A 23,300-nucleotide genomic window follows, 5' to 3' on the forward strand; every position below is an offset into this window, starting at 1 on the left:
GCACTTACCCAATCATGACTTCACCCAAAGTATTTCTGATACCCTGTTTCCTGCACGAAACAGCTACACAAACCATTCCTGCCTACGTACTGGAGGCTGTAAAGGAATGCCAGGTATTCTTTGTAGAGAACGAGCGTAGCGCCCGCCGCTACCTGAAAGTATTGTGGAAAGAGATGGTGATCGACGATTACCAGTGGATCACGATCCACAAAGCGGAAGAAGCGGTACGTGCGCAGTTTCGTCAGCACCTCAAAGCCGGCAAAAATATCGGCATCATCAGCGAGGCCGGTTGCCCGGGCGTGGCCGATCCCGGGCAGATACTGGCCGGCGTTGCTCATGAAATGAATGCCCAGGTAAAACCGCTCACCGGCCCCAGTGCCCTGTTGCTGGCCCTGATGGCCAGTGGCATGAACGGACAGCAATTCCAGTTTGTGGGTTACCTGCCCATCGATACCGGACACCGCATCAAAACCATCCGTGACCTCGAATCTGAATCGGCGCGCAAACAATGCACGCAACTGTTCATTGAAACGCCTTACCGCAACAACCAGCTGCTGGAAGCTTTGCTAAAGGCCTGCCTGCCCACCACCAGGTTGTGCGTGGCTGCCGACCTTACCGCCGATACAGAGTTTATCCAAACTAAAAGCATCGCCGAGTGGAATAAGGAACTACCCAACCTGCACAAGCGGCCTACGGTATTTTGTTTACTGGCTGCGGGGAAGTAGCCTGCCACTGGTATCAACTAACATGTTTTGAAAAAGTGATCCTATTCGTTGCCCGAAGCGCAACAAAAAGCCCGGCACAGGGCCGGGCGATAAAGCGATATGGCAGGTATAAGATCCGGGAACATACTGGCCAGCAGCCCCGAAGCTTAGCTCTATTTATTTTTTGGACTGATGATCGTTTCTCCGTTGGTATCCCTCACCTGGTAAACGCTGTCTACAATGAACTTTTGCATACCGCGCCAGGGTAATGCCCCAAAGTAACTCTTGTAGTGTAACTCCACATCCCGGCCCGAATTCTCCATCAGTGTTTTCGCGACCGACTCGCTCACCACGCTAAACTCAAATTCATTACTCTGGATATTGGCCTTGAAACCACTCTGAATGATCTTTCCTTCGTAGGTCTTGAATACATAGCCTTTCAATTGAAAGGTGTTGAGTACACCGGCCTTGGTACCTTCGGCAAACACCCAGTAAAAACGGAAATACGCAAAGCCGATCAGTATCAGCAGCAGTGAAATAATGATGTAGTGCTTAACTTTCATATTATAATCCGTATTTATCAACAAGATAAATCAATGCCGCCATATTGACCGCGCCCAGCTCCAACTCTCTTTTGTTGACGGCTTCAAAAACATCGCTCCGCGCATGGTGGATATCGAAATACCGCTGAGAGTCTGGCTCCAGTCCCGCCAATGGTGTTTTGAAGAGCTGATTGAGCGGACCGATATCGGCGCCACCATAGCCGGCTTCCAATTCAAAGACACCGTAGGGTTCAAACAACGGTGTCCATGTACGAATTTTGGCAAGTTGCTCTGGCGTTGCAGTGATCCCGAAACCGCGGGGTGTAAACCCACCTTCGTCGCTTTCCATCGCAAAATAATGCTGTTCGCCTTTTGCTTTTGCTTCCTGGGCGTATTTGGTGCCACCGCGGAGGCCATTCTCTTCATTGGCAAACAACACCACCCGGATAGTACGTTTGGGTTTATAACCAATGGCCTTGAGCGCCCTCAATACTTCGATGGACTGCACACAACCGGCACCGTCATCATGCGCACCTTCGGCAGGATCCCAGGAGTCGAGGTGGCCACCAATGGTAATGATCTGCTCGGGAAATTCGCTGCCTTTCCATTCGCCGATCACGTTATGACCGATCGTATCGGGCAACATGTTGGCCAGCGTTTTCAAATATACAGTAGCGCTTTTATTGCTGTTGAGGAGGGCTGCCAGTTTATCGGCATCCTGCAGGCCTACTGCCGCCGCCGGTATTTTAGGAAATGAATCATTGTATACGGTGCTGCCGGTGTGCGGGTTGTTGTCGGCCGCATTGCTCATGGAGCGTACCAATACTGCTACGGCGCCGTATTTGGCGGCCCGGCTGGGCCCCATGCCGCGGTATTTGCCGGCATCACCATAAGCATTAAAGGTCTTGACAAATTTGTTGTTGAACTTATAGTTGTAGAAGACGATCTTCCCTTTTACTTCATCCTTGCGCTGTTCCAGTTCATCGAAAGAATTGATCAGGACAACCGGCGCTTTAACACCTTTGGCACCTGTACCTACTGAGTTACCCAATGCCAGCACATCGAGTGGCGTGTTCTTTGGTTGGCCGGCGATATAGGCTTCATCCTTTCCGCCGCGTACCCAATGAGGCACCATACATTCCTGTAACCAAACCTTTTCGGCGCCCGATTGTTCCAGGGTCTTTTTGCCCCAGGCCTCGGCCTTGTACATGGCGGGCGAGCCCGACAGGCGGGCGCCCACCTGCTTGGTAAGTACACGCAGGTTTTCATAAGCTTTTCCATTAACCAGTATTTCATCGGCTATGGCCCTGATCAGCAGTGAGTCGTTCTGCCGGGCCAGGGCAGGCAGGGTGAGTACAAGAAAACATGCAGTGAACATTCTGCGCATCATAGGTGTTATTTTCGGCTAAAGTTAATTCCAAACTAATTCATTTACCTTCACATCTTCAAATATTAAAGCAGCGTATGCGTATTGGAATTGTTTGTTATCCAACGTTCGGCGGAAGTGGCGTATTGGCGACAGAATTGGGGAAAGCTCTGGCAGATAAGGGTCATCAGGTGCACTTTATTACCTATCAGCAACCCGTGCGTTTAAGCGAGTTCCATGCAAACATCTTTTATCACGAAGTAAGAGTTCCTCACTATCCTTTATTCGATTATCCTCCTTACGAAACAGCATTGGCCAGCACCATGGTCGATGTGATCGTCAACAGCAATATCGACCTGCTGCATGTGCATTATGCGATACCGCACGCCTCGGCGGCATATATGGCCAAAATGATCCTGGAGAAGCAGGGCAAGAAGATCCCGGTGATCACGACCTTACACGGTACCGATATTACCCTGGTGGGCAAGGACAAGACCTTTGCACCGGTGGTTACTTTTTCTATCAATGAAAGCGACGCCATCACGGCAGTATCCAACAACCTCCGTGATGAAACCTATAAGAACTTCCGCATTGAAAAGGAGATCGAAGTGATCCAGAACTTTGTGGATGTAAAACGATTCAATAAAAAACCCATCGATGCCTTTCGCCGGGTGATCGCTCCCAATGGTGAGAAGATATTGCTGCATGCCTCCAACTTCCGTAAGGTAAAGCGGGTACAGGATGTGGTTCAGATCTTTGCCGAAACGGTGCGCGAAGTGCCCAGCAAACTCCTGTTTGTAGGCGACGGTCCCGAGCGTCCCGCTGCAGAAAGTATGTGCCGCGACCTGGGCATTTGCGATGAAACCCGTTTTGTGGGCAAGCAGGAGCAGATGGAGGATATCCTGGCGATTGCCGACCTTTTCCTACTCACTTCCGATTACGAGAGCTTTGGATTGGCGGCCCTGGAAGCCATGGCGGCAGGCGTACCGGTGATCTCTACCAATGCCGGTGGTTTGCCCGAGATCAACAAACACGGTGAAACGGGCTATTTAGCGAATGTGGGAGATGTAACGACCATGGGGCGTTATGCCATTTCCCTGCTGTCGGACGCGGCGAAGCTGGAACAGTTCAAACTCAATGCGGCCGCCCATGCGCGCCTTTTCGACATCGATAATATTGTACCCCAATACGAAGAACTTTACAATAGATTCCTCTAACATACTGGTTACCGCAAGGGCGGTATTGCTGCAGCGGCATCCCGGACGGATGCCGCCAGGGACATTGTTCCTATCTGGATTGTACCTCGTTCGGTATTTGTTCGGTATTCGCTTAGGAAAGTGCGCTTTAACAGCGAATGAAATACGAAGGAGAACCTAACGAAATCCAAAGAAAAATATAGGGAGGACCGGCGTTGGCAATAAGAAGATACGGCTGAAAGTAAGTGGACAGCCAGCTTGTTGCACCTGTAACGAATTGTTAAAATGCCACGGAAAGTCACTGAATGCCACGGAAAGCCACGGTTTGTACGACAGCCAGATCTAAAAGCTGCCCTGTCCCGTAACTTTAGGTAAATCATTTGTATGGCACGGCTTACCTCCCCTCCTCCATTTACCGGTACCGTGGGACCGGTGACCATCTATAAACGGTACGATGAATACTTCATGCGGTCCCGCAGTTCGCTCACTGCCGAGCGGGTGAAGACTGACCCCGCCTTCCGAAAAACGATGCAGTATGCCAACCTGATGGGTATGGCTTCGCCCATTGCATCAACCATTTATGCATTGTTGCCGAAGCATCGCCAAAAACATGAACTCTTCCGCAAACTCGTGGGCGAAGTAACCACCTGGCTTAAATACCATTGGAGCAAGGACGACATCATTGACTACCTCTCGAAGCAATATGCAGGTAAGCAGCAGCAGCCCGTGGAGGGTGCTGTAACCCGCCTGCGCGTGGATTACCGGGCTCGCCGGGCGGCGTTAAATAGAAACCTCCGCCGCCAGGGACACGATGATGGATCGGTACACGAAGCGACCAGCCTGGCGCGGTCCCGGTCGTTTGAAGAGCAATTACGACGCAGTAGGCGGAAGCGCACCGGCACCTCCGAATCGACCGCACGGCCACGCGCCCCTTCATTTGAGTTACGCCTTTGGCGCAAGCGTGATAGGCTCTTCCGCCAGCAGTACTTTCAAACATTCAAGGAGTTTGATTGGAGTAAGCCTCTGGTAGAAGAGACCAGCTGATGCATCGGTACTTGAAAGAAAGAGTTGTGTGCTGGCGTACGGTGAGCAATAAGCCCCAATAGATATGCCCTTGTTGGCCAACCATAAAAAGAGCCGGCAATTCATCGCCGGCTCCCAATCATATCAAGCGCTTCTTATGTTCTGCGATTAACGCCGCCTGATCCAAGGCTCGGGATCGAGGTTCCGGGTATCCTGCATCAATACGAATTCGATCTCTCCATTGCCTTCTCCATTGGTAGAGGCCTTGCCCAGTACCTGGCCGGCTTTTACATGCTGGTTCCTGGAAACCGACACACCGTTGAGGTTACTGTAGGTAGTGAAATATTTACCATGGCGAACGAACACCGCACTGGAGCCATCTACTTCAAACACGGAAATCACTTCTCCATCAAATACAGCTTTTACAGGAGCGCCTTCTTCGGTCTCTAGTGTGAGCCCAGGGTTGTTACCGGTTACGCCGATCTCAGGCACTTTATAGGGTCCGAAGTGAATCTTGATCTGTCCTTTGTCAACAGGCCAGGGCAGTTTACCGCGGTTCTTCTCAAAATTATCAGAGAGCAATACGCCTTCGGGCGTAGCTTCAAATACACTCTTGGGTTTGGCCACGGCCGGCTTGGGAGCTGTGGTGGTTGCTGCCGTTGTATTGGGATTGGGCGTAGCCGCTTTTTCAGAAGCAGATGATTTTTCAGCTGCAGCCCTTTCGGCCGCCGCCGCCTTTTCCGCTGCCGCTCTCTTGGCCGCCAGCGCTGCTTCTTCTTTCTCCCGGCGTTTCGCTTCGGCCCTTGCTTTTTCAGCTTCGCGGCGAATGGCCGCCATGATACCGTCGCGCAGTTTTTTATCGGCGCGCTGTTTGTCGCTCAGCTCCTTGTTCAGTTCCCGCTCGCGCGCCTTCAGCTTCGATACGATCTCATCTTTTTCTTTGCGCTCTTCTACCAACACCACCTTTTCCTTCTCCTGCACATGCAAGGCATCATTTTTTTGCTTTTGCGAAGACTCCAGCCCTACGATCTTGCCTTGCAATAACAGCTGGGTACTCTTGATGGAGGTTGCCTGCTGCTCGCGATATTGCCTGTAAGATTTCAGGTATTCTATGCGTTTCAGCGCGTCGTTGAAATTGGAAGCCGAGAAGATGAAATTGAGGAAATCGTAGTTGCTGCGGTTCTTGTAGGCATACACCACGCTTTTTTCGTATTGGAACTTGAGGGTATCCAATTCCTGCTTCAGCCGGCCGATCTCATTGCGCGACTGACTGATATTGCTCTGGATCGCATCGATCTGGTCATTGATGTTATTGATGGCCTGCTCGCGCAGACGTAATTTCTTCGTGATCATGGAAAGTTGTCCCAGGCCCGCTTTCTTGTTTTTCTTGGTATCGTTGAGCGATTGTCGCAGCTCATCTATTTCCCGTTGAATATCAGCCTGTTTCTTTTTCAGGTCATCACTACTGTTTTGAGCCAGGAGGGTACCGGAAAAGCTGATCACCAGCAAGCAGGAAAATAGTTTTTTGAGCATGACAGATCCATTTACAAGTTAAAAAAGCGGTTATACCAGGGTGCAATCTATACAGCACAACGTTCGGCACTATCAAAAGATTGCCCTACTATAACGATTATTGACGCTTATAATTTTTCGGAATGGTGAAAGGAAAGCTTAATTGTTCGTTAATAAAGTCGAATTGTTTGAACTGCAACTCGATCTCCAGCTTAGACTTCTCCGATACCACGATCTTACGGTATTTGGCAAAATTGATCCCATTCTTCAGTTCATAGTCACCATAGGTGATATCGCAGGTGCGGGCCCGGTTCATATCCACATCGTCCAGTTTGCTGTGCTGGGGGGAATAATCTCCCCTATTCACCGTCAGAAAATGTTTGAAGAGGGTACCCAGGCTCATGAGGGAGATCGCCTTTTCTTCGTTCTTGTACGACACGATATTGCTGTCGAGATAGATGGGGTTGCCCAGCAGGATGTCTTGCAACTCATTAAAAGAGAAGGGAATTTTAGTCACTTCCTGAAGATATTCAATAGACCTCAGCTGCACCATCTTATCCATTTTGTACAGGACCTTTACGCTATCCTTCGTTACCATAGCCCGCAATGCTTCGCCCAGGATGGTGGTAACGTTGATCCAGATAGCACTGTCTTTCTGGAGCCGTACGTTGGCGGTAAAATCGGGTTTCTTGCCATCGGCCCCTTTATACTCCACTTTCACTTTGGCCGTCATGGCGCGGAAATCCGTGATGCGGGTGTTTTGAACAGATTGAAATACCTGTTGAATGTATTTCGTTGAATCGGCTTTGCGGTCAACCTCGGGCACTACTACCACCACGGTTGTATCCTTTTTGGTGATCGCAGTCTGGATCTTTCTGGTAGAACGGCAGCTGCTAACCTGTATGCCGACGATCAGTACAGCAATGAACCCTAACCATTTGAAATATGTCATAAATGAAAATATGTAATACTGAATGCTACTGGCTGAATCAGGATTTGCCGGTGTGACCAAAGCCGCCCTCATTGCGCTGGGTGGCACCGATGGCTGCTACTGGTTCCCAGGCAACCTGGCCGACGCTGTGAACCACCATCTGGGCAATACGGTCGCCGTGCTGGATGGTTTGTGTCTCCTGCGACAGGTTAATAAGGATCACCTTCACCTCTCCGCGATAATCGGCATCGATGGTGCCGGGTGTGTTCAGGCAGGTAAGTCCCTGCTTAATGGCCAGGCCGCTGCGGGGCCGCACCTGGGCTTCGTAGCCATCGGGCAATTCCATGAACAGACCGGTGGGTATCAGGGCGCGCTCGAGCGATTTAAGCACAACGGGTGCCTCGAGGTTAGCGCGCAGATCCATACCTGCCGATCCGGCGGTACTATACTCGGGCAATGGATTGGATGATTGATTGATGACCTTTACTTGAATTTTTGACATGGCGCAAAGGTAACGGATTTACAATTTTTGGAGCAGCACATTGGCATAAGCCACCAGTCCTTCTTCGCGGCCCACGAATCCCATGGTCTCGGTGGTCGTGGCTTTTACCGATACATCGTCGATCGTTATTTCGAGTATCTCAGCGATCAGTTTCCGCATTTCGGGTGAGTGTTTCTTGATCTTGGGTGCTTCCAGGCAAATAGAAGAATCTACATTCACCACTCTATAGCCCTTCGAACTGATGAGCGCATAACAGTGCTGCAGCAATATCTTACTGTCGATGTCTTTATAGGTGGGATCGGTATTGGGAAAATGCATACCGATATCACCCAGTGCCAGTGCGCCCAGCAGCCCATCACAAATGGCATGCAACAATACATCGGCATCGCTATGCCCCAATGCTCCCTTATGGTGTGGTATGTTCACCCCACCAATCCATAACTGTCTTCCTTCTACCAACTGATGAAAATCGATGCCAAATCCGATACGGAACATGATGAACGCTGTATTAAAAGTTAAGCGCCCCGGGATGCCGGGGCGCTTCAAATATATTCAATAAATGCCAGCCGCGATTAGTTATCGCCACCTGCATCGTCCAGATCGAAGATCAGACCGAAGCGGAGGGTATTGGAAAGCGGGTTCCTGTTTACACCCGAACCGGAAGGCACGAGGTAAGAGAAGTTCAATCCGAATACATTGTATTTAAGACCCAGACCAACGGTAAAATATTTACGGTTACCCTTGCTCTTGTCTTCATAAAAATAACCGGCGCGCACAAAGAACTGGTCGTTGTAGCTATATTCTGCACCCAGTGATACCTGGAGTTCTTTCAACTCTTCGCTGAAGCCACCGGGGGCGTCACCGAATGAACTGAACCAGCTGCTCATTACACTCTTGTCGCGGTACTTCACAACGAGCGCGGAGTCTTCTGATGTATTACCGGTAAAGGCAGGTGGTGTAGGCACCAGCAGTTTGTGGAAGTCTACGCCGAACTGGATCTTGTTGGTTTCGTCGATAGCTGCCGTATAGGTGGTACCAAAGCTCAGGTTGGCAGGGATATAATCCCGTTGTTGTGCATCATTGGTATAACCGATCTTACCGCCGAGGTTGCTGAGCACGGCGCCGAAGCTCCAGCCGCTACCCGATTCACGTAGGCCATTGTAGTAGAAAGAAAGGTCACCGGCTACAGTGCTACCTGCTTTATAAGCAGTTCCTGTTGAAGGAGCGCCGGCAGCGAGGTTGGAGTTGATGTAACGGAGTGCCACACCCAAACCGATCTTATCTGATAATTTACGGGAATAACCGAGGTCTACGCCGAACTCACGTGGACGGCCATCTCCCCAGTAATCACCATTGGGGTTGGTGAATTGTATATTACCAAGACTGAAATACCGAACCGATCCGGAGAATGCCTGCAGATCATCGAGCTTATAATAACCAGCTAATGCTAATAAATAAACATCATTAAGGCCGAGGTCTTTCAACCAGGGTGTATAGGTCAATCCTATACTGAAATTCTTTTGAGCGAAAGGGGTTTTAGCAAGATTCCAGAATGCCGAGTTGGCATCCGGTGAAGTAGCCACGCCTAAGTCGCCCATACCGCCTGCCCGTGCATCGGGAGAAATACGCAGAAACGGAACAGCCGTGGTAACCACATTGATAGGCTGCGCGTCCTGCGCTTTTAAAGAATTCAACCCCGCCAACACCAATAATGCAGCAGTCAGTTTAAAGGTCCGTTGTTTCATACATCAGTAATTTGTCGTGTTTTAAGGTAAAAGCACCTACAGCAAATGCAATCAGATAACAATAAATTAAAAAGAATCAGGTTCGGATCAAGTTAGTTTTGGCAAGATGGCCTTGCTGTGGCGTCAAAAACTTTCAGAGTAGAATATCAATTCAATAGGCGGTTGAAATATGAGGACCAAAAATACAAATACTAATTACAAAATAAACAATTTTTCTAGTTTTTGGGCGGTTTTACCGTCCATTGTCTGTACCCGTAACCGGTAAATGTATACTCCACGACCAATTTTGCTGCCATATTCATCGCGCCCATCCCATTCCACCTCACTCGAACGGTTGCCGGGGGAAAATATTGTACGGCGTATGTTCTTTACCAGCTTTCCGGTTACGGTAAATACCTGTACATCTACGTATAACTCCTCACCGGCCCGGTTATGCTCGAACCAGAAGGTAGTGCGTGTAGTGAACGGATTCGGGTAGTTCAATACATGCTCCAGCTTAAGCTGATCCTGATTTTGCACTTTGAACTCCAGCGTGGTCTCGCTCGAATTGTTGGCTGCATCCCATGCTTTTATAGTAAGGGTATGCGGTCCATCGCTCAATACGGGCAACTGAAAACGTACGGCGCCCTTACGATAATTATCCAGCTCACTTTCGTAGAAATCATTCAATAAGAACCGCTGCTGCTGATCGTTATCGAGTATAGCTACCAGGTCGTGTCCAATGCCTGTACCCATGATGTTGATACCGGATGAATCGGCCAGCTTCACCAGCAAGATCGGTTTATCATTACTGATACTACCGTTGATGAATCTTTCATCATTGAGGTAGGCTTTGATATTGGGCCCTTCACGATCGGAAGTGCTGTCGCCCGATCCACCCACCATGATATTGGTGAAAGCGCCATTGCCATCCACGTTGCCGTTATCGGTATAATAACTGATGCGGCCATTACCGAAGCGATAACTGATATCGCGGGGCACCACAAAACGGAAGGTGAATGCGCCATTCGTAACGGTAGCTTTTCCCTTGAAAAGGGTATTCTTCTGCAACTGAAAGGTAGTAGGCACACTGCCGGGATCATTGCCCAGTGTATTCACCCCCTGCGCTTTGTCGGCGACAGTAGCATATAATGTGCCATTAAATGTGGGGAGCGGATTGCCTGCGGCATCCGTTATCAGCCCGCTGATGGAATACGTTGATAGTGCTTTCAGTGTGTCGGGTGTGGCTGCAACCGGTTTATTGTTGATCGAAGTGGTTTGCACGGTATGCTGTGGAAAAGCGAGTCGCATGGCGGGGTCGCCGAGCAGGGTGAATTTCCGGTTGTTGATCACATCACCGGAAAGAGTATAAGTGACATTCTTTGCCCTGCGCACCGCATCGCCCAGGGGCAGGTAGCGGCCGTTGGCCTGCTGCTGCAGGGCCGTTTCAATATAGTTTTTGTTCATGACCCGGTTGCTGAAGGCAAATACCAGCCGGGTGGTGGTCATGAGCGCGATGGCGCCCGTTTTTTCGCGCAACAGCAGGTTCTCCCCTATCGAACTGATCAGTGGATTATCGTACGGCGCCACATCGCAGGTGGCGGTTATGAACAGTGGCAGCTTGCCGGGATTGTTGATGGTATTGATGATATCCTGGTCGAGCACCACTTCTTCGGCCAGCCTTCTGTACCCGCCATGCCCACTATAGTTCCAGATGAGGGTACCGTTGAAAAACCCACTGTTGACGGCCAGGTTCACGCCGGGATAGCGGCTCCCTCCTGCCCCGCTTTCCTGGCGGTAGGCATCGAGATAGATCTTATCGAGGTTGAAGACAGGAGCAGTTGCGGTGGCCGATTGTGCGATGATCTCGGCATCCTGAAGGTGGAGGTTATTGTCTTCATCATCGGCCACAAAGCTGAGTTCATTGCGCCAGGGGCCCAGAGTGGCTGGCTGATGGTAAGCGATGATCTTATCAATAATAGCCTTTGCTTCCTGTTCATTGCGGGCTGGTATGCGGCCGATGCCTATATCGAGGAGGTAAATTCCATTTCCGTTGATATCGTCGTCGTTATCGAGCAGGCCGAAGAAATCGTCGGAAGTATAAGTGGCCAGCGGATCGAGCGATACAGGGCTTTCCCAGGCGGGCACCAGGTTCGTATTGTTGCTGATGCGCGATTTATAGTCGAAAGAGGCATCGCCGAGCAACAGGAGGTACCTGGCGCGTTTGGTGGTATCGGCGCCGGCCCTGTCGTGGTACATTTTGAGGTAGTTGCGGATGGCGGCCGGATCGGGTGAGCCGGCAGCAAACTCATTGAAGATCTGTTCGGTCGATACGACTGTAACGCTGAGCCCATTGGTTTGGCGGTGAAAAGCAGCCAGGCGCTGGGCCTGCTCCCACAGGGAGGTATGAGTAACGATAATATAGTCCGTGAGGGTGGGCGTATGGAGATTTTGAGAGGCTACCCGACCAATGGCGGCAGGCACCAGTAATCCATTGGTATTGAAGGCGATGTATTCCCGTAGGGTATTGCAGGTGTTCACGAAATGTTGGCCGGCGCCATCAGGAACCAGGGTCATGCGTACCGGCTCCTGTGGGTTGGTGACCTCCCACACGCGGGTAGCCGCTGTAGCCCCGCCAATCGTGAAGTTGCCGATATTGCCGGCGGCCGCGCTGTTCCAGTCGCGAAAGGATAGTTGATCATTCCCCACCATAGCGAGCGTACGCCTGGCCAATACCTCGAACCAGTTGAGCCAGCCCTGGGCATTGGCGCTGCCGGGAGTATAATCGAAGCGCACCGATAGGTCGGACTGAGTGGCAGTAAAATTGTTGGAGGCTTCCACGATCCGGGCAAACTGGTCGTAGGGGCCTGTAGCCACGGGCGGAATATCCATCGATAGTACGGCCTGATTATTGACTGTGATGTTGAACCTGCCCTGATTACCAAAAGTGCGCGATAAGCAGCTGGCAGTAAGACGGGCAGGCTCGGGGGTAATACCGGGCATCCGGACGGTAAAACTGCGGCTTCGCAGCTTCCCCGGAGCATCGGCAAAATCGTCACCAAACCATTGGCGGCCACTACTTAAGAGATTCACGGTATCCAACTCGTAAAAGTATCTTTCGGAGAAGGTGTTGATGGTGATATTGGGAGATAGCGGTTGGTTGGCGGTGGTAATACGTTTACCGGTACCGCCGATACTGATGAAATAAAAAGACTGCTCGCTATAGACATTTTTCTGATGCGAAAAGGTTCGGGCGGCAGGGTCGGCAAGCCAGGCGTGGGGGCCGGGGGCATAGAATAACAGGTAGTCGCTGCCGTTCAAAATGCCGTCGCCGCCATCTTCGGCCCAAAGGGCCGTTTCGGCGAGGTCGTCGATGACCGGGGTCTTATTATCTTCGGGCAGCATCTGGCCGCCGTTGCCGAAGAGGCGTACTGATGAGGAGGCCAGGGAGCCGGTATTGACGCCGAGGGCGGCGAGGAGAGCGAGGTCAATTTTATAAACACCGGCAGCGGGCACAGCAATTTTATACCAATTCCCAACCGAAAGGACGGATTGGCTCGTATAATTCCTTTGACCGGCAGCGGGGAATACCCCAAACAGTAGGGTGAACAATACGAAAAAGGGGATGTTACCAGGGCGGCCCATTGCTTCAAAAATAGCTCATTTTTAATGTAATAAGTATTACCTGAGGAGCTTGGTTACATGAAAGTGAGTATATTCGCCAACCGACTACCTTGTGGAAAAAACAGCCCTGAAAGCTGTACAATATTTGCTTTAAAAGCACGTTTAACTTAATTGAACCAAAGGCAAAAGTTATCAAAATGAATCTGAAAAACCTATTCATCCTGCTTTCCTGCACCGCTGCAGTGTCTTCCTGTAAAAATGGAGGCCTATTCGGCAAGAAGCAGGAAAAATCCGACGTAACCGGCTGGAATTATAACGATAAGAATATGGGCGGCTACCAGGTGTCGCGCGAGAAAGAGCAGCGCACTGGTCCCGGACTTGTGTTCGTACAGGGTGGTACTTTCCAGATGGGTGCCGTAGAAGAGGACGTAATGAGCGACTGGAACAACATCCCCAGCCGTAAGACTGTAAACTCATTCTACATTGACCGTACCGAGGTAGCCAATATTCACTACCGTGAATACCTCTATTGGATCAACAACGTATTCGATGGCGACGAATACAAACCCGTGCGCGAAGGCGCATTGCCCGATACGCTGGTATGGCGTAGCGAGCTGGGCTATAACGAGCCCATGGTTGAGTACTATTTCCGTCACCCCTCTTACAACTACTATCCGGTGGTTGGGGTAACCTGGAGACAGGCGCATGATTTCTGCCTTTGGCGTTCGGACAGGGTCAATGAAAAAGCCCTGATGGATAAAGGTTTCATCAACAAGAACAGTTTCAAGAATATTCAAGGTCAGGGACAGGAGTCTTTCAACACGAAAGCATACCTGTTGGGTCTTACCACACCTACCCCGGGCAACCAGGTTCGTTCCAAAAAGAACCCTTTGAAGAATCCTAATGGTACTCCACGTACCCAGGTAACCTTCGAAGATGGTATCCTGCTGCCTTCTTACCGCCTCCCTACAGAAGCTGAGTGGGAATATGCAGCCCTTGCGCTTGTAGGTCAAAACCCTTCACCCAGCAAGAAAGAAGGCAAGCGCGGTGAAGAGTTGATCACCAACAAGCAGGTGTATACCTGGAGCCAAAACGTAAATGGCTTGCGCGACAACCGCCGTGGTGCATGGCAAGGTACTTTCCTCGCCAACTTCAAACGCGGCAATGGTGACAACATGGGTGTTGCCGGTGGTTTGAACGACCGTGCCGTGTACACCGCCCCTGTAAACTCCTTCTTCCCCAACTCATTTGGTTTGTATAACATGTCTGGTAACGTTAACGAGTGGGTAGAAGACGTTTACCGTCCGCTGTCATCGGTTGACCAGGAAGATGTAGCTCCTTTCCGTGGTAACTACTTCCAGAATGACTACAAGAATAAAGATGGTGAGTTTGAAAAAGACAGTCTTGGTCGCGTGAAGAGAGTGTACGCAACCGACGAAGAGAGCAAGAACCGTCGTAACTACCAAAAAGCCAATGTGATCAACTACCTCGATGGTGACTCACTGGTAAGTGGTGTTACTTATGGTACTACCGATATCGCAGAAAACCAAAAGAACGGTGGTCGCGGCTATGGCTTCACTACCCTCATCAGCGATAAATCGCGTGTGATCAAGGGTGGCAGCTGGAACGATCGTCCTTACTACCTTTCTCCCGGTACACGCCGCTTCCTCGAAGAAGATCAGGGTAGCAGCACCGTTGGTTTCCGTTGCGCTATGGACCGTGTAGGTAGCCCCGAAGGTAACGGTCGCAAAACCGGTATCAGCTATCCCCAGAGAAGACAGAACAGCAGAAAACGTTAATCCGCTTTCTTGTTCCATCATATTTAAAACATCCCGCCGTAGAGCGGGATGTTTTTTTTAGTGGCTTCATTATATTTGTTGTATGACGATCAAACAACTCTATTCAATATTCCAGCAATACCCTTCCGTTCAAACCGATACCCGCAGCCTTAAGCAGGGAGATATTTTCTTTGCGCTGAAAGGCCCCAACTTCAACGCCAACCAGTTTGCCGAAAAAGCACTGGCAGCCGGCGCAGCCTATGCTGTGGTGGATGAAGCACCGGCCACGCCCAACGAACGTATCATCGTCGTGAGCGATACGCTCGACACCCTTCAACAATTGGCCAAACACCATCGCCAGCAGTTCGATATCCCATTCATCGCCATTACGGGCAGCAACGGGAAAACCACCACAAAGGAACTCGTGCACGCGGTGTTGTCTACCAGGTTCAAAACTTATACGACCTATGGCAACCTTAATAACCATATCGGTGTGCCGCTAACAATACTGCGTGTTCAGAAAGACGCGCAAATGGCGGTGATCGAAATGGGCGCCAATCACCAACAGGAAATTGCGTCCTATTGTGCCTACACCCTGCCTACGCATGGCATCATTACCAATGCGGGCAAGGCCCACCTGGAAGGATTTGGCGGCGTGGAAGGCGTACGCAAGGGCAAGGGCGAACTATACGATTACCTGCGTGCCAACAATGGTACCGCCTTTGTGATGTGGGATTATGATTACCTGCACACGATGAGCCAGGGGCTACCTCATATCATCAAATATGGCACGGCCGATGCCGATGTTACCGGCCAGCTGGTGCAAAGCGAACCATTCCTTTCTGTCGCTATTACCTCGGATAATGCCTTTACGATCCAAACCCAGCTGGTAGGCGCCTATAACCTGCCCAATGTTTTGGTGGCAGCTGCCATAGGGCGGCATTTCGGGGTGGAAGATCAATTCATCAAAAAGGCTATTGAACAGTATGCTCCTTCCAACAGCCGCTCACAATTGATGGAACGCGGCGATAACAAGATCATTCTCGATGCCTATAATGCCAACCCCAGCAGTATGCGCGCCGCCATCGAAAACTTTGCCGGCATCAAAGCTGATCATAAGGTATTAATGCTGGGTGCGATGGCCGAATTGGGCCCCGAAAGCCTCGATGAGCACAAGCAGATCGTTGCTCTCCTACAGCAGTACCCATGGGATTCCGTGGTACTGGTGGGCGGCGACTTCCTGAAGATCGAACACCCTTTCATCAGTAAGGAAAATGCCGTGCAGGCTGCTGAATGGTTCAGGCAACAGGATCTTCATCATACCTTCTTTTTGATCAAGGGATCGCGCAGCATGCAAATGGAGAAAGTGCTGGCTTAGGGATAAAGTGTGGTCAATATTGTTTTTCAAAATTAGAGATGAGGTGCAGCTGTTGCAATTGCTCCATGAGTTTTTGCATGATCTGCTGCTTTTCGTTGATGAGGGCTGTACGCCAGCTCACCAGGTGTGCCTTTTCTTCTTCGGGCAAAGCGTGGAGGGTACTGTCCGACAAAAAGGACAACGCGATACAGCGATCATTGAAATCGCCCAGCATGGAGGCTACTTCGTGTAATCGTTTTTCACTGCGCCAGGCCGTTACCGGAAATGATATACCCCAGTCGCTGTCGAAGATGCGAATGTTGAGGATAATATCTTTCAACTGCTTTCGGATAGCGTGCAGTTCCCTGTCTTTTTCCAGGGCCAGCAACATCACCTGCACGGAAGCTATTTTGCGATGGATGAAACGGCGAACGATCTTATCATCGAGGTAGGATGGCAATGAGGTGGTCAGCTGATCAATGGCTTTATTCGCCTTTAGCTTTTCGATGGCTTTCACCAACAATTCCTTGGCGGTAAACAATCGCTGCTCCAGAGAAGAGGTATATTGATTTAACCGGACGCCTTCTGTCTCCTGCCTGGCCATTACCAGCGGTATGAATAATTGAAAGTCGCGCACCCTACCAGCGGTATGATACACTGATTTTATTTCCGGGGGAATGCCTATATCGCGGGCTTTCCTAGACTCTTTCAGCAAACGGGTAAATGCTCGGAGCTTTTTATACTCCAGCCGGAGATCATGCACCATTTCCACCTCGAAATGACCGGGCAATTGGTCGCCATAGCGTTTGATACGGCGTCCATGTTTCCTGATCACATCTGCCAGCAAGGCCCTTTTCATACTGCAAGTTTGTACATAAGGTACGAAATTTACAGCAGTTGGCCTTCTTAGCCGTGGATAGACTACGATCTCCTAACGGCAACGAGTTGCCCTCCTTAGGCGTAGATAGGCCAGGATCCGGGAACGCTGATCAGTTGGCCTCTTTTAGCATTTATCGAGTGCCTGCAATATATCGTTGATGATATCGTCGGCATGTTCCAGACCGGTAGATATGCGTATCAATCCGGGCGTGATGTTCACGGCGAGTCTTTCTTCTTCTGAGAGCTTGGCATGGGTAGTACTGGCCGGATGCGATGCGATACTGCGTGTATCGCCCAGGTTGGCCGTGAGCGACAACATCTGCAGGCTGTCGAGGAATTTGCGTCCGCTGGCCAATCCACCTTTCAGTTCAAAACAAACGATACCACCGCCGTTCTTCATTTGTTTCAAGGCAATGGTATGTTGCGGATGGCTCTTTAGGAAAGGATATTTGGTCCAGGATACTTTGGGGTGATTTTCGATGGCTTGTGCCAGCTTCAAGGCGTTGGTGGCATGGCGCTCCATGCGTACATCGAGCGTTTCAAGGCTTTTGCTGAGCAGCCAGGCATTGAAAGCAGAAAGCGATGGCCCCGTGCTACGGCAAAACAGGTAGACGTCTTTGATGAGGTCGGGCCGGCCCACTATTACGCCACCCAGTACCCTACCCTGTCCGTCGATCCACTTGGTAGCAGAATGCACCACGAGGTCGGCTCCCAGGTCAATGGGACGCTGACCGATCGGTGTAGCGAAGCAGTTGTCTACATTCAGGATGAGGTTGTGCTTTTTGGCAATCGCCGACACCATTTGCAGGTCGATGATATCGAGTCCCGGATTGGTAGGGGTTTCGATATAGATCATCTTCGTATTGGGACGAATGGCGGCTTCCCAGGCAGCAGCATCGGACGATGCGCTGACATAAGAAGATTCGATGCCATACTTGGGCAGAAATTTCGTGATCACGGTATGGGTGCTGCCGAAGATGGCATTGCAGGAAAGCAAATGATCACCTTTCTTCATCAAGGCCATAAAAGAGGCGAAGATGGCGCTCATTCCAGATGCAGTGGCATATCCTGCTTCAGCCCCTTCGAGGGCACAGATCTTATCTGTAAACTCTTTTACGTTGGGATTGGTAAAGCGGCTGTAAATATTATCATCCGTTTCATCCGCGAAAGCGGCGCGCATTTCTTCGGCCGAGTCGAAACAAAAGCTACTGGTTAAGAATAACGGCGTGGAATGCTCCATTTCGGGCGTACGGTCGGTTTGCGTACGGATCGCTTTCGTGATGGGATGTTGTGACATGATAAAGATTACAAGTTGACCCGAACATGGTTCGGATGTGAATACGGTAAATTATTATTTCTTGTTGAGCGGCAGCCTGCCGGAAACCGGGTTTGCCGGTTGGGTGGCTAATTGCCAACGGGTAAATTTTATGACCTTGTTGTGTGCCCTGGCGCGGTCGGTCACTTCGCTTATTGGGCGGCCGCCTGCTGGTTCACCTTTACTTCCCACTTCAGGTTACCACCTGCGCGACGCATGGTTTCGGCTACGGAGCAGTATTTATCCATGGAAAGCTGACAGGCTTTGCGGGCCTTATCGGGGTCTATATCGCCAGTGAGTTCAAAAACGATGGTCACATCCTGCCAGATGGAGGGCTCTTTTCCGGGCTCCCGCAGGCCTTCGATCTTCATGGTAAAGGTGTCGATCGTTTGCTTCTGCTTTTTGAGGATAGACACGATATCGATGCCACTGCAACTGCCTAACCCCATGAGTAGCAATTGCATAGGACGTACCCCAAAGTTTGTACCACCCGATTCCGGGCTACTGTCCGTATGTACAACATGGCCGTAAGCGTCTTTTGCAGCAAATCCGTAATCTCCCGAAACCCTTTCTAGCTCAATTTTGATCATGGCAAAGATTTTTGCAAATGTAATTCATGCAGGCATTTACTTTGCACCCTGAATTTAGCTAATCGGTAGAATGAAGTATTTCCATTATCATCAGCCCTTTCCCCTGGAAAACGGCGCGTCATTACCAGAACTCACGATTGCCTATCATACCTACGGCACCCTGCGGGCTGATAGTAAAGTAGTGTGGATCTGCCACGCCCTGACGGCCAATTCCGACGTTGCCGACTGGTGGAAAGGGGTCGTTGGGCAGGATTATGTTGTAAACCCCGACCAGTATTTTATTGTTTGTGCGAACATCCTGGGTTCTTGTTATGGCACTACGGGCCCGCTCAGCAATAACCCCACAACGGGACAGCCTTACTATCATCAGTTTCCCCTCATTACCATCCGCGACATGGTGCAGGCGCACATCCTGCTTCGCCGCCATCTTGGTATTGAACGCATCTACCTGCTCATGGGCGGCAGTATGGGCGGATACCAGGCCATGGAATGGTGCATCCAGGAAAACAGCCTCATAGACCGGTTGTTCCTGTTAGCCACCTCACCTACCGAGAGCGCCTGGGGCATCGCTATTCACGCCACACAGCGGCTGGCCATCGAGGCCGACAGTACCTGGCAGGAGAACGCTCCCTATGCCGGCAGCAAAGGATTAAAAGCTGCCCGGGCAGTAGGTATGCTGACCTATCGCAACTACGGCATCATGGTGCAAAAGCAAACGGACCCCGACGGTGAAAAACTCGATGCCTACCGGGCCGCTTCTTACATCAATTATCAGGGCGACAAACTGGTAAAACGCTTCAATGCTTTCAGCTACTGGACGCTTACCAAGGCTATGGACACCCATAACCTGGGCCGCGGGCGCGGCGGCCATGTAGATGCCTTGTTACAAACGATCCGGCAGCAAACCCTCATCATCGGCATCAGCAGCGACATCCTTTGTCCGCTCATCGAGCAGCGGCATATCCAGGCTCAGTTGCCGAATGCTACCCTGGTAGAGATCGACTCTGCCTATGGCCACGATGGATTTATGGTAGAGGGAGAAAAGATCTCTCAATGTTTACAGAACTGGCTGGGGAATTAATAGCCTGCTACTCCTAAAACCAGGATAGTAATCATGTTACTTCAGGTGGCCCCGCCAACACCAACACATCGATCATCTCAACTCAAAATAAGAAAGGCCTTGCTTGGGTATCACTACCTCGCAAGGCCTTTTCCATTCATCAGAAAGATCATTTCAGCAAGCCATCAACCGTAATGGCCACATAGTACAAGCCACCGATAGAAGGACCGCCGGCGTATTGCAGATAACGATTGTTCAACAGATCGGTACCTCCAGCTTTAATAGAGCTCTTCAAAGCAGGCAGGCGGAAGGTAACTTGTGCATCGATGGTTTGGTAGGCAGCTACCCGGCCGGTAACCAGTGGGCTCTCCCACAGGAAGGCATCCTGCCATCTCCAGGTTACGTTGAAGCCGATATTGGGTGTAACAGCGCGGTTACCAAAGGAGAGGTTACTCGTCCAACGGGGCGTATTGAAGCCGGTCACAAACAGGTCGGCCGTTTCATTGCCTTTAATATCATTGTAGTTCAAGTTGCCAGACACCGCGAAAGTTTTGAAGAAATTGTAAGTAATGCCCAGCGATGAACCATACGTAGTGTATTTATTCTTTGCGTTCGTATACACGCGGTAACGATCCTGTCCTTTGCTGGCAGCGTTGCCGTTGCTGGCAGTAGTGGCATCGCGGTTGCGATCGACCATGGCGATCACGGCCGCATCGCTGCCCACTGTTTCACCCTTGGGTACATACACCTGTACCTGGCCCAGGAAGCCATCATATACGTTGGCATAAGCATCTACATCGATGAGGAGCTTGTTGCCAAACAGCACACTCTTGTATCCTACCTCAAAAGAGTTGATGCCTTCGGGACGGCCATCGGGCAGCCTGGCTACTTCGAGCAGGTTCCGGTTGGCCAGTGCTGCCGCATCGGAGTTTCCAGCAGCTTTAACCGCAGCATTGAAAGCGGCTACGGAAGGCTGTGTATAGCTGTTCTCGCGGAAGCCCAACCCCTCGTTGATGATAGGCAATATGCCTACGCGTTTTACACGGCCATTGTTCACATAAGAAAGTGCTTCGAACAAGGCAGGGAACCGGTATCCTTGCTGGAAGGTAGCCCTAAAGTTGTGGCGCTCCTTGAATGTATATACTGCAGCGATACGGGGGGTAAACTTGGGATCGAACTCGGGGTTGTAGTCGGAACGCAGCGAGGCAAACAACTTCAGCTTTTCATTGAAGAAGGTTTTGGTGACCTGCGCAAAGCCGCCAAATTTCTTGTAATAGGTATTATCGCCATATCCTCCGTTCTTATCGGGCAGGTTGCGCTGATCGATAGGGCGGCTGAAATCGACGAAGTTGTTACCATCAGGGATCAGTTCGTACACGCGGGCATCGGCACCGATGAGGAGGTTGAATGCTTTGGTGTATTTGGTAAGATCCCATTGTCCTTCTACATGGTACACATTGCTTTTCTGGATCAGGGCAGCACCACCGGTAGCAGGAGCATCAGGAATCAGGGACGATTTGATATCCCAGTTATTGATCCTGATAATAGAATCTTTTACCCTTGCGAAACGTTCGGTACCGGGTTCTGCCCGGCTCGCATCCGCCTTCTGCCGGGCGAATGCAGTAGCAGCAGCCAGGTTGGCAGCAGTAAGCTTGCCGCCATTCGCAGTTGCATAAGCGTTCAGGGCGTCTTTGTACTTGGTGCCCCAGGCAGATCCGCTGCCGCCGGTATACAAGTCCATATTATCGGCCAACGGTTTTACGTTGTAAGAATCGCCGGTACGTTCCTTGATCATGTAAGCCTTAATGTTGTAGTTGATGCCTTTCAGTTCGAGGTGATGGTTTTGCACCACTACATTGTCGAGCTTCACTTTATTCCCACGCTGAAACACCCCATCCATTTTACCAACCCTGTACGAATAAGACAGGAGTGTATTGGTATTTAAACGATAGTGTAATGCGAGGTCTACTTTCAGGTTGTCTACTTTGGGATCAACGAGGTCTTTTTCCCAATAACCGGTGCGCGCAACAGTAAGGGTACGGTTGGGTACATCGTCGATGGTGAGTCCGGTTACGGAAACGGTGTTACTCAGCTGCAGGGCATCGTCGCCGTATTTATTCCAGCCATCGAAAGCAATGTTGTTGGCGCCGTTGAGAGAAGGGTATGCCGGGTTGGCTGAGTTCTTACTATTGGGATTTTGATCAAGCCTGGTATCGGAGATCCAATCAACACCCTGCAGGTAGCTGGCATTGACCTTGAAGGCAAACTTGTTACCGAATGCTTTGGCATAGCGGATAGCGGTTTCGGTAAGTATACCTGCGTCATGATCGCGGTTGTCGACATGGTTTACCCCCGTCTTTTGGTAGAAGCTCAATCCCTGGTTGGTAAAGGGATCTTTGGTGATGAGATTGGCCATGCCGTTGATGGCATTCATACCATAGAGGGCGGAGGCGGCACCGGGTGTGATCTCCACGCTTTGAATATCCAGTTCGGTGGGCCCGATGGCATTACCCAGCGGCACACCCAGTGTTGCGGCCTGCATATCTACCCCATCCACCAGTTGCATAAAACGGAAGTTGTTGGGAATGTTGAAGCCACGGGTGTTGGGCACTTTGAAAGTAAGGCTCGAGGTGGTCATCTGTACGCCTTTTATATTCTCCAAGGCATCATAGAAACTGGGAGCGGCAGTTTGTCTGATGGCCCGGATATCGAGTTTATCGATGGCTACGGGCGATTTCAGGATGTTCTCAGGAACCCGGGAAGCGGTAACTACCACCTCATTGCCGATATAGGTTTGGGTGGCCAGGGCGATCTGCAGGTTAGAGCCAAGGCTCTTTACCTCCAGTTCCTGTTCTTTAAATCCAATGGAAGAGAATACGAGCGTAAAAGGAGGTTTGGCCTTGGTACGGAGGGTAAATTCACCGGCGCGGTTGGTGATGGTTCCCTGAACGGTTCCTTTTATCTGGATACTAACGTCGGATAGGGGTTCGTGTTTGTCCTGATCGGTAACGCGGCCTGTTACTTCAATCAGGCTTACTTCCTGGGCATTCACCCTTGCCAGGCTAAGGAGGGTTACCAGCAGCAAATAAATGGGCTTCATACTGTCGTTGATGTTTGTCGGTTAAAGTCTATTTTATTAGTAGACTTATTAGGTCTTAAAAATCCCGGATTTATCGATAAGTTCCGGGAGTATTGAG

Annotated in this window: 18 protein-coding genes; 6 read left to right on the forward strand and 12 right to left on the reverse strand. The window is 50.6% G+C overall.

Features of this window, described 5'->3' with window-relative positions:
* The first annotated feature begins 14 nt into the window (after positions 1-14).
* Positions 15-725, forward strand: a complete 711-nt coding sequence (locus P2H89_RS31665) for an SAM-dependent methyltransferase (protein WP_275834828.1) — start codon at positions 15-17, stop codon at positions 723-725.
* Between the two features lie 152 nt (positions 726-877).
* Here the strand turns inward: P2H89_RS31665 and P2H89_RS31670 are convergent, their stop codons facing one another.
* Positions 878-1,267 carry a hypothetical protein gene (locus P2H89_RS31670; protein WP_275834830.1) on the reverse strand — a complete coding sequence of 130 codons (390 nt, stop codon included), beginning with the start codon at positions 1,265-1,267 and terminating at the stop codon, positions 878-880.
* Between the two features lies 1 nt (position 1,268).
* Positions 1,269-2,636, reverse strand: coding sequence for a M20/M25/M40 family metallo-hydrolase (locus P2H89_RS31675; protein ID WP_275834832.1), 1,368 nt, complete (start codon positions 2,634-2,636; stop codon positions 1,269-1,271).
* Positions 2,637-2,710: 74 nt separating this feature from the next.
* Between P2H89_RS31675 and bshA the strand changes: the two genes are divergently transcribed.
* Complete coding sequence (bshA, locus tag P2H89_RS31680) at positions 2,711-3,829, forward strand: N-acetyl-alpha-D-glucosaminyl L-malate synthase BshA (RefSeq protein WP_275834834.1); 1,119 nt, start codon at positions 2,711-2,713, stop codon at positions 3,827-3,829.
* 363 nt (positions 3,830-4,192) lie between these two features.
* On the forward strand, positions 4,193-4,852 hold the full coding sequence (locus P2H89_RS31685; RefSeq protein ID WP_275834836.1) for a hypothetical protein: 660 nt from the start codon (positions 4,193-4,195) through the stop codon (positions 4,850-4,852).
* A 147-nt stretch (positions 4,853-4,999) separates the two neighbouring features.
* Here the strand turns inward: P2H89_RS31685 and P2H89_RS31690 are convergent, their stop codons facing one another.
* The 6 genes from P2H89_RS31690 to porU form a co-directional block, all read right to left on the reverse strand.
* Positions 5,000-6,364, reverse strand: coding sequence for a peptidoglycan DD-metalloendopeptidase family protein (locus P2H89_RS31690; protein ID WP_275834838.1), 1,365 nt, complete (start codon positions 6,362-6,364; stop codon positions 5,000-5,002).
* A 97-nt stretch (positions 6,365-6,461) separates the two neighbouring features.
* Positions 6,462-7,295, reverse strand: coding sequence for a DUF4292 domain-containing protein (locus P2H89_RS31695; RefSeq protein ID WP_275834839.1), 834 nt, complete (start codon positions 7,293-7,295; stop codon positions 6,462-6,464).
* A 37-nt stretch (positions 7,296-7,332) separates the two neighbouring features.
* Positions 7,333-7,776: a dUTP diphosphatase gene (gene dut / locus P2H89_RS31700; protein WP_275834841.1), complete on the reverse strand. Its 444-nt coding sequence runs from the start codon at positions 7,774-7,776 to the stop codon at positions 7,333-7,335.
* 18 nt (positions 7,777-7,794) lie between these two features.
* The gene (gene ispF, locus P2H89_RS31705) at positions 7,795-8,271 is read right to left on the reverse strand and encodes a 2-C-methyl-D-erythritol 2,4-cyclodiphosphate synthase (RefSeq protein ID WP_275834843.1); all 477 of its coding nucleotides are present in this window, start codon (positions 8,269-8,271) and stop codon (positions 7,795-7,797) included.
* A 77-nt stretch (positions 8,272-8,348) separates the two neighbouring features.
* Positions 8,349-9,521 (reverse strand): type IX secretion system outer membrane channel protein PorV, encoded by a 1,173-nt coding sequence (porV, locus tag P2H89_RS31710; RefSeq protein WP_275834845.1) that lies wholly within the window; start codon positions 9,519-9,521, stop codon positions 8,349-8,351.
* Between the two features lie 195 nt (positions 9,522-9,716).
* On the reverse strand, positions 9,717-13,145 hold the full coding sequence (gene porU / locus P2H89_RS31715) for a type IX secretion system sortase PorU (RefSeq protein ID WP_275834847.1): 3,429 nt from the start codon (positions 13,143-13,145) through the stop codon (positions 9,717-9,719).
* 176 nt (positions 13,146-13,321) lie between these two features.
* On the opposite strand from porU, the gene P2H89_RS31720 reads away from it, so the two are divergent.
* Together P2H89_RS31720 and murF are read left to right on the forward strand one after the other, a co-directional pair.
* A complete protein-coding gene (locus P2H89_RS31720) occupies positions 13,322-14,923 on the forward strand; it encodes an SUMF1/EgtB/PvdO family nonheme iron enzyme (RefSeq protein ID WP_275834849.1) in 1,602 nt (533 codons plus the stop codon).
* An 82-nt stretch (positions 14,924-15,005) separates the two neighbouring features.
* The gene (gene murF / locus P2H89_RS31725; RefSeq protein WP_275834851.1) at positions 15,006-16,280 is read left to right on the forward strand and encodes a UDP-N-acetylmuramoyl-tripeptide--D-alanyl-D-alanine ligase; all 1,275 of its coding nucleotides are present in this window, start codon (positions 15,006-15,008) and stop codon (positions 16,278-16,280) included.
* Positions 16,281-16,293: 13 nt separating this feature from the next.
* On the opposite strand, the gene P2H89_RS31730 is transcribed toward murF, so the two are convergent.
* The 3 genes from P2H89_RS31730 to P2H89_RS31740 all read right to left on the reverse strand — a co-directional run bounded on the left by P2H89_RS31730 (position 16,294) and on the right by P2H89_RS31740 (position 19,043).
* The gene (locus P2H89_RS31730) at positions 16,294-17,118 is read right to left on the reverse strand and encodes a CHAD domain-containing protein (RefSeq protein ID WP_275834853.1); all 825 of its coding nucleotides are present in this window, start codon (positions 17,116-17,118) and stop codon (positions 16,294-16,296) included.
* Between the two features lie 144 nt (positions 17,119-17,262).
* Positions 17,263-18,435, reverse strand: a complete 1,173-nt coding sequence (locus tag P2H89_RS31735; RefSeq protein ID WP_275834855.1) for an aminotransferase class I/II-fold pyridoxal phosphate-dependent enzyme — start codon at positions 18,433-18,435, stop codon at positions 17,263-17,265.
* A gap of 170 nt (positions 18,436-18,605) precedes the next feature.
* On the reverse strand, positions 18,606-19,043 hold the full coding sequence (locus P2H89_RS31740; RefSeq protein WP_275834858.1) for an OsmC family protein: 438 nt from the start codon (positions 19,041-19,043) through the stop codon (positions 18,606-18,608).
* A 70-nt stretch (positions 19,044-19,113) separates the two neighbouring features.
* Here P2H89_RS31740 and metX point away from each other — a divergent pair, with 70 nt between their 5' ends.
* A complete protein-coding gene (gene metX / locus P2H89_RS31745) occupies positions 19,114-20,124 on the forward strand; it encodes a homoserine O-acetyltransferase (protein WP_275834860.1) in 1,011 nt (336 codons plus the stop codon).
* A gap of 148 nt (positions 20,125-20,272) precedes the next feature.
* On the opposite strand, the gene P2H89_RS31750 is transcribed toward metX, so the two are convergent.
* The gene (locus tag P2H89_RS31750) at positions 20,273-23,203 is read right to left on the reverse strand and encodes a TonB-dependent receptor (RefSeq protein ID WP_275834862.1); all 2,931 of its coding nucleotides are present in this window, start codon (positions 23,201-23,203) and stop codon (positions 20,273-20,275) included.
* Positions 23,204-23,300 lie beyond the last annotated feature (97 nt).

The organism is Paraflavitalea sp. CAU 1676 (assembly GCF_029223285.1).
In the GTDB taxonomy this organism is placed as follows: domain Bacteria; phylum Bacteroidota; class Bacteroidia; order Chitinophagales; family Chitinophagaceae; genus Paraflavitalea.